Annotated in this window: 12 protein-coding genes; 7 read left to right on the forward strand and 5 right to left on the reverse strand. The window is 64.8% G+C overall.

Features of this window, described 5'->3' with window-relative positions; genetic code table 11:
- Nucleotides 1-221: 221 nt before the first annotated feature.
- Nucleotides 222-1322 (reverse strand): citrate synthase/methylcitrate synthase, encoded by a 1101-nt coding sequence (locus tag P9273_RS27425; protein WP_278051567.1) that lies wholly within the window; start codon nt 1320-1322, stop codon nt 222-224.
- 89 nt (nt 1323-1411) lie between these two features.
- Between P9273_RS27425 and P9273_RS27430 the strand changes: the two genes are divergently transcribed.
- Complete coding sequence (locus P9273_RS27430; RefSeq protein WP_278051568.1) at nt 1412-2557, forward strand: citrate synthase family protein; 1146 nt, start codon at nt 1412-1414, stop codon at nt 2555-2557.
- A 254-nt stretch (nt 2558-2811) separates the two neighbouring features.
- Here P9273_RS27430 and phaR read toward each other — a convergent pair whose 3' ends face one another.
- Complete coding sequence (gene phaR / locus P9273_RS27435; RefSeq protein WP_278051569.1) at nt 2812-3405, reverse strand: polyhydroxyalkanoate synthesis repressor PhaR; 594 nt, start codon at nt 3403-3405, stop codon at nt 2812-2814.
- A gap of 304 nt (nt 3406-3709) precedes the next feature.
- On the opposite strand from phaR, the gene P9273_RS27440 reads away from it, so the two are divergent.
- The 6 genes from P9273_RS27440 to P9273_RS27465 all read left to right on the forward strand — a co-directional run bounded on the left by P9273_RS27440 (nt 3710) and on the right by P9273_RS27465 (nt 11899).
- On the forward strand, nt 3710-4894 hold the full coding sequence (locus P9273_RS27440) for an acetyl-CoA C-acetyltransferase (RefSeq protein ID WP_278051570.1): 1185 nt from the start codon (nt 3710-3712) through the stop codon (nt 4892-4894).
- A gap of 125 nt (nt 4895-5019) precedes the next feature.
- Entirely contained in the window at nt 5020-5745 is a 726-nt protein-coding gene (gene phbB, locus P9273_RS27445; RefSeq protein ID WP_278051571.1) for an acetoacetyl-CoA reductase, read from the forward strand.
- A gap of 717 nt (nt 5746-6462) precedes the next feature.
- Nucleotides 6463-9867, forward strand: a complete 3405-nt coding sequence (locus tag P9273_RS27450) for a helicase-related protein (protein WP_278051572.1) — start codon at nt 6463-6465, stop codon at nt 9865-9867.
- 151 nt (nt 9868-10018) lie between these two features.
- The gene (locus P9273_RS27455) at nt 10019-10405 is read left to right on the forward strand and encodes an RNA-binding S4 domain-containing protein (RefSeq protein WP_041004759.1); all 387 of its coding nucleotides are present in this window, start codon (nt 10019-10021) and stop codon (nt 10403-10405) included.
- Between the two features lie 201 nt (nt 10406-10606).
- A complete protein-coding gene (gene fdxA, locus P9273_RS27460) occupies nt 10607-10945 on the forward strand; it encodes a ferredoxin FdxA (RefSeq protein WP_041004757.1) in 339 nt (112 codons plus the stop codon).
- Nucleotides 10946-11326: 381 nt separating this feature from the next.
- Complete coding sequence (locus P9273_RS27465) at nt 11327-11899, forward strand: CarD family transcriptional regulator (RefSeq protein WP_278051705.1); 573 nt, start codon at nt 11327-11329, stop codon at nt 11897-11899.
- Nucleotides 11900-12148: 249 nt separating this feature from the next.
- Here P9273_RS27465 and P9273_RS27470 read toward each other — a convergent pair whose 3' ends face one another.
- The 3 genes from P9273_RS27470 to P9273_RS27480 form a co-directional block, all read right to left on the reverse strand.
- Nucleotides 12149-12919 (reverse strand): amino acid ABC transporter ATP-binding protein, encoded by a 771-nt coding sequence (locus tag P9273_RS27470; protein ID WP_278051573.1) that lies wholly within the window; start codon nt 12917-12919, stop codon nt 12149-12151.
- Complete coding sequence (locus tag P9273_RS27475; RefSeq protein ID WP_041004752.1) at nt 12916-13596, reverse strand: ABC transporter permease subunit; 681 nt, start codon at nt 13594-13596, stop codon at nt 12916-12918. The genes P9273_RS27470 and P9273_RS27475 overlap by 4 nt, the downstream gene beginning before the upstream one ends.
- A gap of 161 nt (nt 13597-13757) precedes the next feature.
- Nucleotides 13758-14531, reverse strand: a complete 774-nt coding sequence (locus P9273_RS27480; RefSeq protein ID WP_041004750.1) for an amino acid ABC transporter substrate-binding protein — start codon at nt 14529-14531, stop codon at nt 13758-13760.
- Nucleotides 14532-14600 lie beyond the last annotated feature (69 nt).

Raw genomic sequence — 14600 nt, forward strand, 5'->3', positions numbered from 1 at the left:
AAGATCCGGCTGGCCAGCCGGATCTTGGCTCAATCGCTTCAATCCCACGAAATCTCTCTCGTGGAGATACAAGGTGGATCGGCGAAGCCGAGACGGAGTGGGGGTCGACCAGCGCTACATAAGAAAATGCATGCGCCAGGCTGTCAGCAACGCTATCGCCAAAGACCAGCCGCTTGGAATGTGTGCATGCCGCAGCCGAAGGTGGGGCGAGGAATTGCTTCTCAAGCCACCAGATCCGGCACCGGCCCGACATAGCGCGACTGCGGCCGAATGAGCCGTCCGGTCGCCTGCTGCTCGCGGGCGTGCGCAATCCAGCCGGCAACGCGGCCGGCGGCAAAGACGTTGGAGAACGCCTCCTTCGGAAACCCGACCGCTTCCAGAAGAAGCGCGGTGTAGAATTCCACATTGGTCTGGATCGAGCGCTGCGGCTTGGCGATGCGAAGCACCTCGAGCGCCGCCTGTTCCACCGTCTCGGCGAAGGCCAGCCGGCTGCCCATCTCCTTGCTGCTTGCCTCGTTGCGGGAGCCGAGCTGCCGCACGACCGCCTTGAGCGCGTCGGCGCGCGGATCGCGCACGCGGTAGATGCGATGGCCGAAGCCCATGATGCGCTCGCCATGCGCGATCTCGTTGCGGAGCCAGGCGCTGGCGTCGCCGCTGGATTCGATGGCGTCCAGCATCTCGATCACGGGCCCCGGCGCGCCGCCATGCAGCGGGCCCTTCAGCGCGCCGAGCCCAGCCAGGATCGCCGAGGTCAGCCCGGCCTGCGTCGAAGCCACCACGCGTGTTGCGAAGGTCGAGGCGTTGAGCCCATGATCGCACACCGTCACCAGATAGCTGTGGAGCGCCTTGGCAAGCGCCGGCGAGGCGGTACCGGCAAGCATCCTGAGCATATCAGCGGCGTGATCGGTTTCTTCGTCCGGGGCGACCGGCATCTCGCCCCGGCCAAGGCGCAGCAAGGCCGGCGTCAGCACCGCCGGCGCCGCGATCAGCCTGAGCGCGTCGGCGAGCCCGTCGCCGTCCGGCAGGACGGCCATGCCGGCCCGCATGCCGCTGTAGATGTCGAGCGGCGCAAGCTGGGGGAGCATCGGTTTCACGTGATCAAATACTTCAACCCGCGCCTTGCCGATCGCCTTTTCCAGTTCGGCATCGCCGGGAAGATCGTCGAAGAAACCGTCGAACAGCAAGCGCACCACTTGCGCGTAGCGCCAACGGCCGGCGAGCTCCGCCAACGAATGTCCCCGGATGGTAAGGTGCCCGCCCGCACCGTCGACATCGGAAAGCACCGTGTCGGCCGCTACAACATCATCGAGCCCATTCGCCATGATCGTCTCCTTGACCTTTTGTGCTTTGCAATTAATGCTCGCCAATCAATGCATCAATCTTGATCAAGATAATCAATGTAAGGCGGCAAATGACGGAATGGCTGACGCGGGAGCAAGCGCTGGAGCGGCTGAACGTGCGGCCGCAGACGCTTTATGCGTATGTCAGCCGCGGCCGCATCGGCATGAAGCCGGACGACGCCGACCCGCGCCGCAGCCGGTACCGCGCTGACGACATCGCAGCACTCGCCACGCGCCGCGACCGCGGAAGGAGCCCACAGGCGATCGCCGAAAGCGCCATCGCCTGGGGCGAACCGGCGATCGCCACCTCTATCTCGACTGTGCTGCATGGCCGCCTCATCTATCGCGGCGAGGACGCGGTGGAATTTTCGGCGACGGCGACGCTCGAGGAGACCGCCGCACTGCTGTGGGCTTCCGGCCGTCCGGTATCCTTCGCCTCGCTGACGGCATCGGCCGCCCGGCAAAGCGGCACGCCGACCGCCTTCGCCAGGCTCTCCGCGCTTGCGGCCGAAGGCTGGTCTTCGCTTGGCCGCAGGCCGGCCATGCTGCAGCAGGACGGTGCCGCCGCGACCAGCGCGCTGGCAACCGCGCTCGGCGCGGCGCCAGGCTCCGAACCCGTGCACATCAGGCTGGCGCAGGGCTGGTCGGTGAAAGCCGCCGGCGCCGATCTCATCCGCAAGGCGCTGGTGCTTTTGGCCGATCACGAACTCAACGCCTCGACCTTCGCCGCTCGCGTCGCGGCCTCCACCGGCGCGCCGGTCGCCGCCTGCCTGCTTGCTGGCCTTGCGACGCTCACCGGCCCGCGTCATGGCGGCGCGGGTGCCGCGGCGATCGCGCTGGTCGAGGACGCGGAGCGGCTGGGTCCAGAAGAGGCGATCGCCCGCTGGCTCGCCCATGACCGCCCGCTGCCCGGCTTCGGCCATCCGCTCTATCCGGAAGGCGATCCGCGCGCCGAGGGTCTGTTCGCCGATTTCAGAATCGACGACGGGCTGCTGCGGCTGCGGAAGGCGGTCCTTGCCGCGACCGGCCTGCGTCCCAACATCGATTTCGCGCTGGCCGCCATGACGCGCAGCCTGTGCCTGCCGGCCGACGCCCCGTTCCGCCTGTTCGCGCTCGGCCGCAGCATCGGCTGGACGGCGCACGCCATCGAGCAGGTGACCAGCAACCGGCCGATCAGGCCGCGCGCCCGTTATGACGGGCCTGTTAGCGCGGGATGACGGCCTTGCAGATTAACCGGAGCGCGTTTGAGGTCGTCATTCCAGGGCGGAGCAAGGAGCGAAGCGACGCGCGCAGACCCTGGAATCCATGCCGTGACGCTAAGGCGTTGGAACGATCACAGAATTCCATACCGCTGCACTCTACGGCAACGGCCACGGAATGGATCCTCGGGTCAAGCCCGAGGATGACGAAGGGATAGGCCTCTGCGCCAATCTCCAGCGTTCGCGACCGCCGCCAAACGACGGCGCACCCGTCAGGACATCGTGTCGAGCTTGCGCTGCATAGCCGCGATCTGCGCCTTCAGTTCCTGCAGGTCGTCGGATTTCTCTTCCTTCTTCGGCGGCTCGGCCGGCGCGGCGGCATTGCCGCCGGCGGGCGGGAACGGCGTGAACATGCGCATGGCGTTCTGGAACATCTCGACATTGCGGCGCGTCTGTTCCTCGAGCGCCTTCATCGGCGTCTTCATCATGTCCATCGGCGTCTTGCCGAAAGCGCCTTTGAGCTGCTCGCGGAACCGCTCCTGTTCCTTGGAGAAGGCGATCATCGACTGTTCGAGGAAGCTCGGCACGATCATCTGCATCTGATCGCCGTAGAAGGAGATGAGCTGGCGCAGGAACGGGATCGGCAGCATGTTCTGCCCGTCTTTGTTTTCCAGCTCGAAGATGATCTGCGTCAGCACCGGATGGGTGATGTCGTCGCCCGTCTTTGCGTCCTGGACCGTGAACTCCTCACCCTTCTTGACCATCTCGGCCAGGTCCTCGAGCGTCACATAGGTGCTGGTGCCGGTGTTGTAGAGCCGGCGATTGGCATACTTCTTGATGACGATCGGGTCGTCTTTTGCGGCCATCCGTATCCTCCCCAGGACACCGGCACCTCTAGGAGTAAGCGGCCGGTAACGATTGCGCCCTTAACGAGGATAAGCGCAAAAGCGTCACAATTCCAAGCGGTTTGTGCACTGCGGCATCATTTAATGCTGCGCAGCCATTGCAAAATCCGCCGCATGGCCGACGTCACGTTACCGCGACTGGCGCGCGCTCGGCTTGCCGCGCATGACGGCCATGCCCATTTCCGGTTTGACTCAAGGGTTCGAACGGGCAAGAAAGTCCTGAAGCGAGCTCGAAAATACGATACCTCGAAGCCTGGAGAAGAAAATGTCCGCTTCCAATTCAATCGTCGTCGCCAGCGCCGCCCGCACCGCGGTCGGCTCCTTCAACGGCAGTTTCGCCGCCACGCCAGCGCATGAGCTCGGCGCCGTCGTCATCAGGGAACTGCTTGCGCGAGCGAATGTCGAGGCGACGGAAGTCGATGAGGTCATCCTCGGTCAGGTGTTGACCGCCGCTCAAGGGCAGAACCCCGCCCGCCAGGCCTCGGTCAATGCCGGCCTGCCGAAGGAGACCACCGCATGGGGCCTCAACCAGGTTTGCGGCTCGGGCCTGCGCGCGATCGCGCTCGGCATGCAGCAGATCGCCACCGGCGACGCCAAGGTGATCGTCGCCGGCGGCCAGGAATCGATGTCGCTGTCGCCGCACGCCGAGCATCTGCGCGCCGGCGTCAAGATGGGCGACTACAAGATGATCGACACCATGATCAAGGATGGCCTGTGGGACGCCTTCAACGGCTACCATATGGGCAACACCGCCGAGAACGTCGCCCGCCAATTCCAGATCACCCGCGAAACCCAGGACGAGTTCGCGCTGGCATCGCAGAACAAGGCGGAGGCCGCGCAGAAGGCCGGCAGGTTCAAGGACGAGATCGTCGCCGTCACCATCAAAGGCAAGAAGGGCGACACCATCGTCGACCAGGACGAGTATATCCGTCACGGCGCGACGCTTGATGCGATGACCAAGCTGAAGCCCGCCTTCGACAAGGACGGCACGGTCACCGCGGCCAATGCGTCCGGCATCAATGACGGCGCCGCCGGCGCGCTGCTGATGACCGAGGCCGAGGCTGCAAGGCGCGGCATCACCCCGCTGGTGCGCATCGCCTCCTGGGCGACCGCCGGCGTCGACCCGGCGATCATGGGCACGGGCCCTATTCCCGCCTCGAAGCGCGCGCTGGAAAAGGCCGGCTGGTCGGTCAAGGATCTCGATCTCGTCGAGGCCAACGAGGCCTTCGCCGCGCAGGCCTGCGCCGTCAATCAGGGCATGGGCTGGGACCCTTCGATCGTCAACGTCAATGGCGGCGCCATCGCCATCGGCCACCCGATCGGCGCTTCGGGCGCCCGCATCTTCAACACGCTGGTCTACGAGATGCGCCGCCGCGGCGCCAAGAAGGGCCTTGCCACGCTGTGCATCGGCGGCGGCATGGGCGTCGCCATGTGCGTCGAAGCGCTGTGAGTTCAGAGAATAGCGAATAGGGAATAGCGAATAGGGGAAGAAAAGCGTCGCGCCGCGGGACATCAGATCCCTACTCGCTATTCGCTACTCCCTATTCGCTCAGCCGATTTTAAAGGGAGGACCACATGAGCAAGGTAGCAATCGTCACGGGCGGATCGCGCGGCATTGGTGCTGCGATATCGGTCGCCTTGAAGAACGCCGGCTATTCGGTCGCGGCAAACTATGCCGGCAATGACGAGGCGGCCCAGAAATTCAAGGCCGAGACCGGCATCCCGGTCTATAAATGGTCCGTCGCCGACTACGAGGCCTGCGCCGCCGGCATCAAGCAGGTCGAAGCCGATCTCGGTCCGGTCGGAGTGCTGGTCAACAATGCCGGCATCACCCGCGACGCCATGTTCCACAAGATGACGCCCGCGCAGTGGAAGGACGTGATCGACACCAATCTCTCGGGCGTCTTCAACATGACGCATTCTTTGTGGAGCGGCATGCGCGACCGCAAGTTCGGCCGCGTCATCACCATCTCCTCGATCAACGGCCAGAAGGGCCAGGCCGGCCAGGCCAACTACTCCGCCGCCAAGGCCGGCGACATCGGCTTGTCCAAGGCCCTCGCCCAGGAAGGCGCCCGCGCCGGCATCACAGTCAACGTCATCTGTCCGGGCTATATCGCCACCGACATGGTCAAGGCGATCGACGAGAAAGTGCTCAGCGAGCGCATCATCCCGCAGATCCCGGTCGGCCGCCTCGGCGAGCCGGAAGAGATCGCGCGCTGCGTCGTCTTCCTGGCTTCCGACGAGGCCGGCTTCATCACCGGCTCGACCATCACCGCCAATGGCGGCCAGTATTTCGCCTGACCCCGGTACTTCGCTCGGCATCATTCGTCGCCGGGGCGCCCCCGGCACCGGAGCCGCCTTTTTTGTCCGCCGGCCGGGCCGGCGTGACACCTTGCCTCAATTCGGCACGCAAAAGTTAACGGCCGCTGCACTTCTTGTGCGCAAGTGTCCACACAACCTGTGAATTATCGGTGGGCGAGCTGTGGATAACACCATATTTAGGGGTGAACAAACCGGGAAAACCGTCGCATCGCTGATTCGTCGCCGATTCGTTCCGGCTTTGGCCGAAAAGTTAACGGCGAGCAGCCCGAGCATCGCTGAAATCGTAAAAAGCGATTAAGAAAGTTCAACAATTTCATAATCTTGACCAAGCACCCCAAGCCGGCCGCGACCGGTCACCGGCAAAGGTTAACGACGGCCTGGCTCCAGCGAAGGCGAAGCATGAATTGGGCCAATCTCCCCGATTCAGCATGTGGTGAGACTCACCGTCAAAAACTCCACATATAGCCGTGAACAAAACCTGAATCAGAACGAGTCAGCGATTCGTCGCCGATTCGTTCCAGACTCGTTCCAGCCGTTAACGACAGCCGGTTTTTGACCGGCTGCCGCTTCCAGCCTGCCCCCAGAAGAACATTCCGCTTTCGCTCGGGCTCCTAAATCCCTATGTGTCGGCTGTCACACGCGGCGGCGCCGCCGCGCCTCCGACCAGAAGCGGCAGAAAGTCTTATTTCCGAGCCGATGAACATCCAGCCGAAACACTCCCAGCCGCTGATCCTTTCGGGCCGCGACGTGACGGCCGTGCTAGGCCCCACCAACACCGGCAAGACCCATCTTGCCATCGAGCGCATGGTCGCGCACGAAACCGGCATCATCGGCCTGCCGCTGAGGCTGCTTGCCCGCGAGGTCTATGCGCGCGTCTGCGAGAAGGTCGGCGCCCCCAAGGTGGCGCTGATCACCGGCGAGGAGAAGATCGTGCCTGCCGGCGCGAAATATTCGGTCTGCACGGTCGAGGCAATGCCGCGCGAAACCGACGCCGCCTTCGTCGCCATCGACGAGGTGCAGCTGGCCGGCGATCTCGAGCGCGGCCATATCTTTACCGACCGCATCCTGCATCTGCGCGGCCGCCAGGAGACGCTGCTTCTGGGCGCCGCCACCATGCACGGCATCCTGCAGAAACTGCTGAAGGGCGTATCCGTGGTCACGCGGCCGCGCCTGTCGCACCTTGCCTATGCCGGCTCGAAGAAGCTCACCCGGCTGCCGCGGCGCACGGCGATCGTCGCCTTCTCGGCCGACGAGGTCTACGCCATCGCCGAACTGATCCGCCGCCAGCAGGGGGGTGCCGCCGTCGTGCTCGGCGCGCTTTCGCCGCGCACCCGCAACGCGCAGGTCGAGATATTCCAGTCCGGCGATGTCGACTATCTCATTGCTACCGACGCCATCGGCATGGGTCTGAACCTCGACCTCGATCACGTCGCTTTCGCCCAGAACCGCAAGTTCGACGGTTATCAATACCGCAACCTGACCGCCGCCGAGCTCGGCCAGATCGCCGGCCGCGCTGGCCGGCATCTGCGCGACGGAACCTTCGGCGTCACCGGCCAGGTCGACCCGTTCGACGAGGATCTGGTGCAGAAGATCGAGGCGCATGATTTTGATCCGGTGAAGGTGCTGCAATGGCGCACCGCCGATTTCGATTTCACCAGCCTTGACGCGCTGAAGCGCTCGATCGAGGCCAGCGCGCCGGTCGAAGGCCTGACCCGCGCGCTGCCGGCGGTGGACGCACAGGCCCTGGAGCACCTGTCGCGCGACGGCGACATCCGCGCTTTGGCCACCGGCAAGGAGCGGGTGGCGCTGCTTTGGGAAGCCTGCGCGCTGCCCGACTACCGCAAGATCGCGCCCGCGCAGCATGCCGACCTCATCGCCTCCATCTATATGGACCTTGCGCGCCATGGCCATGTTGATGAGAATTACATGGCCGAGCAGGTGCGGCGCGCCGACACGACGGACGGCGACATCGACACGCTGTCGCACCGGATCGCGCAGATCCGCACCTGGACTTTCGTCTCCAACCGGCCGGGCTGGCTGGCCGATCAGCTACACTGGCAGGAAAAGACACGCGAAATCGAAGACAGATTGTCGGATGCGCTGCATGAGCGGTTGACGAAACGCTTCGTAGACCGCAGGACTTCCGTCCTCATGCGGCGCCTTAGAGAAAATACCATGCCTGAAGCCGAAATCAGCCCTACCGGAACCGTCCTCGTCGAAGGCCATCATGTCGGCGAGTTGCAAGGGTTCCGCTTCACCGCCGACCAGAGCGCCGGCGGCGAGGACGCCAAGGCGGTGCGCACCGCCGCCCAGAAGGCGCTCGCGGCCGAGTTCGACGCGCGCGCCGAACGCTTTGCCGCTTGCGCCAATGGCGACCTGGCGCTGGGCTCGGACGGCGTGCTGCGCTGGATCGGCGCGCCGATCGGCACGCTGGTCGCCGGCGACGAGGCGCTGAAACCGCGCCTGGTCCTGCTTGCCGACGAGCAGCTGACCGGCCCTGCCCGCGACAAGGTCGCCGCGCGCGCCGAGCGTTTCGTCAACTTCCAGATCGAGTCGCTTTTGAAGCCGCTGGTCGACTTGAAGAATGCCGACCAGATCACCGGCATAGCGCGCGGCATCGCCTTCCAGCTGGTCGAGCATTTCGGCCTGATCAACCGCCGCGACATCGCGGAAGAGATGAAGTCGCTCGACCAGGAAGGCCGCGCGGCGCTCCGCCGCCTGGGCGTGCGCTTCGGTGCCTACCACGTCTTCGTGCCGGCGCTGATCAAGCCGGCTCCGGCGGGACTGGTGACGCTGCTTTGGGCGTTGAAGAACGACGGCAAGGACAAGCCGGGCTTCGGCGACGTTGTGCATGCGCTGGCCTCGGGCCGCACCTCGGTGGTCATCGACCCGGCCTTTGACAAGACCTTCTACAAGCTCGCCGGCTACCGCAATCTCGGCCGTCGCGCCGTGCGCGTCGACATACTCGAGCGGCTTGCCGACCTCATCCGCCCGGCGACCAACTGGAAGCCCGGCCTCGGCCAGCGCCCGGATGGCGCCTATGACGGCCACGCCTTTATGGTGACGCCGCCGATGATGTCGATCCTCGGCGCCACGGCCGACGACATGGAGGAGATCCTGAAAGGTCTCGGCTATCGCTCGGAGGCCAAGCCGGCCGCCGAGGTGAAGGCGAAGCTCGACGCGCTCGACGCCGCCGCACGCGAAGCGGCCGCGGCCAAGCTCGCTGCCGAAGACGCGGCGCGCACCGCGCAGTCGACGGAGGCGCAGGCTGCGGCAACGGACGCGGTCGCGGTCGCGGTCGCGGAGGCAGCGGCGGAAAGCTCGGAGCCGGCAACCACCGAAGCTGCGGCTGAGGCCGTCGCGGAAGTTCCGACCGAAGCCAGCTCGGAAGCGCCGGCGGAACCTGCCGTTGAAGAGCCGGCAGAAGTTGCGGCCGAGGTCGCGGAAGAGGTTCCCACTGTGGAGGCCCCCGCTGCGGCGGCTGCAGTGCTTGAGTCGGCCGAAGGCGCCGACGCCCTTACCTCCTCCTCGATGGGGGAGATCGCGGCGCGAAGCGACGCGGGTGGGGGTGATGGCGCCGGCGACGCAGACGGCACCAATACCGCCGACGCTCCCCGCGAGGGGGAGGGTAGGGCCGGCGAAGCCCCGGCCGAGGCTGAAGAACCGAAGCCTGTCCTTCTGTGGCGCCAGGCGCGTTTCGATCACCAGCGCCCGCGCCATCGCCAGGACAACCGCCGCGACAATCGTCAGCGCGGTGGCCAGCCCGCACGCGAGGCAGGCGGCGGCGGCCAGCCCGGCGACAAGCCGGCGCATGAAGGCCGCCGCGATGGCGCCGGCAAGCCGCGCTTCGACCGCTCGAAGTTCAAGCCGAGGCCGGATGCAGGCGACCGGCGCGAAGGCAGGCCGCAGGGCGAGCGCCCCGAAGAGGGCCGCCGCGAGGGCCGGCCCGACTGGAAGGGCAACAGGCAGGAGGGCAAGGGCAACGCTCCTGGCGGCAAGCCGGCTTTCCAGGGCAAGCCGCGCGAGGAACGCCCGCAGCGCTTCGACCCGGACTCGCCTTTCGCCAAGCTCGCCGCCTTGCGCGACCAGCTGAAGAAATAGGCTAGAGCATGATCCCGAAAAGTGGGAACCGGTTTTCGGGCGAGATCATGCTCCATCAAAGAGCCAGCATGATCCCGAGCCGAAGGACCGCGTCAGCGAAAAGTGGGAACCGGTTTTCGGATAAGATCATGCTCCAACAAAGCTAGCCGCGATGGTTGGAGAAGGCCGCCAGCGCATCGACAAATGGCTGTTCTTCTCGCGCGCGGTGAAATCGCGCTCGCTGGCGGCGAAGGTGGTGGTCGCCGGGCGCGTGCGCATCAATCGCGACAAAGCAGCGCAGGCCTCGGATCTGGTCAAGCCCGGCGACGTGCTCACCATCACGCTCGAAGGCCGCATCCTGGTCTGGAAAGTGGTGAGTTGCGGAACGCGACGCGGCCCGGCTGACGAAGCGCGGCTGCTCTACGAGGACATGTCGCCGGCGCCGACGCCCAAAGGCGGGGCGGTTCCGGACGCCATTCCGGCGCTGCGCGAGGCCGGCAGCGGCCGCCCGACCAAACGCGAGCGGCGGCAGACGGACAGTCTGCTCGGCGACGATTAAGACAGAACCGGCCCAGGGCGCGCGGCCGGAGAAATTCCAGAAACGCGCAGCGGCCAGGCTCAGTGACCTCGATCTGCCCTTCCAGCCGGAATTCCATTCCGGCCCTCCGACTCCGCCGGCAATCCCTGCCCTTGCATGCGGCGGGCAAAGGCGTTACCTCAGCCAAAAAGCCCAACAAAATGGGACGTTCCGGAGCCTGCAATGACCTATGTCGTCACCGATAATTGCATCAAATGCAAATATATGGACTGCATCGAGGTCTGTCCGGTCGACTGTTTCTACGAGGGCGAGAACATGCTCGTCATCCATCCCGACGAGTGCATCGACTGCGGCGTGTGCGAGCCCGAATGCCCCGCCGACGCGATCAAGCCGGACACCGAGGGCGGTCTCGACAAATGGTTGCAGGTCAATGCCGAATATGCCGAGAAATGGCCCAACATCACCGCCAAGAAAGAGCCGCCGGCGGACGCCAAGACCTTTGACGGCGAGACCGGAAAGTTCGAGAAATATTTTTCGGCGGAGCCCGGCGAAGGCGATTGACATAAGGCTGGCAATGTCGCCATGACGCGGCGTAACGTAGCCGATGCAGTTACTGCCTTGACAGGCAGCGCTGCCGCTTGGCGTTAGCGAATGCAGCAAAACCTTGATTCTTCCGACTTTTTGTGTTACATGAGCGAAACATGCCGGTGACACAACGTCGATTTATGGCGCTAACGCCCCAAATCACTGAAAGGTGAGCTTTTAGATCCGGACCAGAGCGATCTGGGGCAGGCAGTCGCATTCGTGCGGTTTGCCGGTCCCTGCTTTTCCGGTGGGTTCATTCTGTTGCGCGGCTAAACGGTCGGCTATTGCCGATCGTATCGGTTTGGGCCGGCATGATGCCGGCGGCACAACTAAGGAGTTCAGGGCGTAATGGCAACAATCACCCCGCAGAAGAAGTCCACCGCGGCCCGCCAGGGGTTCAAGACCGGCGAGTTCATTGTCTACCCGGCGCATGGCGTCGGCCAGATCGTGGCGATCGAAGAGCAGGAAGTTGCGGGTCACAAGCTGGAACTGTTCGTCATCGACTTCCAGAAGGACAAGATGCGGCTCAAGGTTCCGGTCGCCAAGGCGACCTCGATCGGCATGCGCAAGCTGTCGGAAGAGGATTATGTCGACCGCGCGCTCAAGGTCGTGCAGGGTCGCGCCCGCATCAAGCGCACCATGTGGTCGCGCCGCGCCCAGGAATATGACGCCAAGATCAATTCCGGCGACCTGATCTCGATCTCGGAAGTCGTGCGCGACCTCTACCGCGCCGATAACCAGCCGGAGCAGTCCTATTCCGAGCGTCAGCTCTACGAAGCCGCGCTCGATCGCATGGCCCGCGAGATCGCCGCGGTGAACCGCATGTCGGAGACCGAGGCGGTGCGCCTCATCGAGGTCAACCTCAACAAGGGTCCGAAGCGCGGCGCCAAGGCCGACAACGAGGAAGCCGAACAGGAAGAAGCCGCCTGAGCTTTTCCGGTTTTGGAGTTACGAAGAACCCGGCCTCGCGCCGGGTTTTTTGCTTATGGACTCTCGCATATGGCCCCTCACCCAGCCTCCGCTTCGCTCGGCTGACCTCTCCCGAGGGGAGAGGAGGCTTTCGGCGCCGGCGCCAGCTCTTTTCTCCCCATCGGGGAGAAGGTGGCCGTGGAGCGGCCGGATGAGGGGCTGGCGCCGTGCTATGCGATTGGGCCCACAAAGTGCAAAAAGTACGAGGGCTCAGCCGCCCCCTTCCTTCTGCGCCTCTTCCTGCCTGAGCGAGGCGATGAAGCGCTTGGTCCGCTCGCGCTCCGGATTGTCGAAGACGACCGAAGCCGGTCCCTTCTCGACGATCGAGCCGGCATCGAGGAAGACGACCTCCTGCGCGATCTTGGAGGCGAGCCTCAGATCATGCGTGGCCATCACCATCGTCGTGCCTTCGCGGGCCAACTGCCCGAGCACGTCGACCACTTCCTGCGCCAGTTCCGGATCGAGCGCCGAGGTCGGCTCGTCGCAGAGCAGCACGCGCGGCGACGGCGCAAGCGCCCGGGCAATCGCCACGCGCTGCTGCTGGCCGCCAGACAGCGTCGCCGGCCAGGCGTCGGCCTTATGCGCCATGCCGACCTTTTCGAGCAGCGCCATCGCCCGCTCGCGCGCCCGCGGCTCGGGCCATTTCAGCACCGTCACCAGCCCTTCCATGACATTCTCGATCGCCGTGCGATGCGGGAAGAGCTGGAAATTCTGGAACACCATGCCGGTCTGCAGGCGGATGCGCTGGATGTCCTTGGCCGGCACCTTGACGCCGGGATGGAAGGCAAGCGTCTCGTCGCCGATGCGCAAGGAACCGGAGGTCGGAATCTCCAGCAGGTTGATGCAGCGCAAGAGCGTGCTTTTGCCGCCGCCCGAAGGGCCGACCAGCGCCGTCACGCTGCCCTCGTCCAGGCTGACGGTGACGCCCTTCAGCACCAGATTGTCGCCGAAGCGCTTTTCGATGTCGGTGAGGCCGATCATGCGTTGGCCTCCAAAAAGCCGCCATAGCGGTTGAGCCGCACCTCGAGCCGCGCCTGCAGCGCCGACAGCACCGAGCTCATCACGAGATAGAGCGCCGCCGCCTCGACATAGAGGATCAGCGGCTCATAGGTGGTGGCGACGATGCGCTGCGCGGCCTGGAACATCTCGGGCACCGTTATCGCTGCCGCGAGCGAGGTGTCCTTGACCAGCGAGATGAAGGTGTTCGAAAGCGGCGGCACCGCGACGCGGCCCGCCTGCGGAAGGATGGTGCGCCGCATCGCCTGGCTCCAGGTCATCCCGATCGAATAGGACGCCTCCCACTGGCCTTTCGGCACCGAGCCGATGACGGCGCGGATGATCTCGGACGTATAGGCGCCGATGTTGAGCGTGAAGCCGATCAGCGCCGCGGGGAAGGCATCGAGCAGGATGCCGACCGAGGGCAGGCCGTAGAAGATCAGGAAGAGCTGCACCAGAAGCGGCGTGCCGCGAAAGATCCAGACATAGAAGCGCACCAGCGCGACGAGCGGCTTCGGGCCGAACAGCCGGATCAGCGCCGTCACCAGCCCGGCGATCAGCCCGAGCGCGAAGGACAAAAGCGTCAGCGGCACGGTGAAGATCAGCGCCGCCCATAAAAGCGTCGGCAACGATTCCAGCATCAATTGCAGCCAGTGCGGCACCGAGCGCTTCTCCCTTCCAGATACGGCGGCGCGTTCCCCCGTCTGGGCCGACTATCATGCAAGAACCGTGGGGCCGTCAAAGACGCCCCCGACGAATGTCGTGCAAAAATGGCGGGCCGTCTAAGACGGCCCGCCGGTTTTCAAGCAAAAGGACGATTGCCTTACTTCGAAACGTCCTGGCCGAAATACTTGTCGGCGATCTTCTGATAGGTGCCGTCGGCCTTGATATCGGCCAGCGCCTTGTTGATGGCAGCGACAAGCTCCGGATCGCCCTTGCGCACGATGACGCCGGAATAATCGGCATTCTCTTCCTGCGCGGCGATCTTCACATTGGCGTCCGGCTTGTGCTTCTTGAAGTCGAGGAAGGACAGGCTGTCGTTGATGGTGGCGTCGGCGCGGCCGGTGAGCAGAAGCTGGATCGACTGGTCGAAGCCGTCGGTGCCGACGAGCTCGGCGCCGTTCTTCTCGGCGAGCTTGCCGAAATTCGAGGTCAGCGACTGCGCGGCCTTCTTGCCCTTGAGGTCGGTGAAGGTCTTGATGTCGGTGTTGTCGCCGCGCACGATCAACACCGCCTTCGAGGCGATGTAAGGATCGGAGAAATCATATTTGGCCTTACGGGCATCGGTGATGCCGACCTCGTTGATGACGGCGTCGTAGCGGTTGGCGTCGAGGCCGGCGATCAGCCCGTCCCACTTGCCTTCAAGGAATTGGACCTTGACGCCGAGCTTGTCGCCGATGGCCTTGGCGATCTCGACGTCGAAGCCGACCAGCGCGTTGGACTCGTCGTGATAGGTGAAGGGCGCATAGGTGCCCTCAGTGCCGACCTTGAGCACGCCGGCCTGCTTGATCTGGTCAAGATTGGCGCCGGCATGGCCGGCGGTGATCGCCAGAACCTGCAGCGTTCCGGCGATAAGGAGCGGTTTGAGCCATTTCATTTTTCTGTGATCCCGTTTTGACCGGTGCCCCGGCGCGATTGTGAGAGCCGGAAACTGACAGATAGAAGG

The sequence above is a fragment of the Mesorhizobium sp. WSM4935 genome (assembly GCF_029625735.1).
GTDB lineage: Bacteria > Pseudomonadota > Alphaproteobacteria > Rhizobiales > Rhizobiaceae > Mesorhizobium.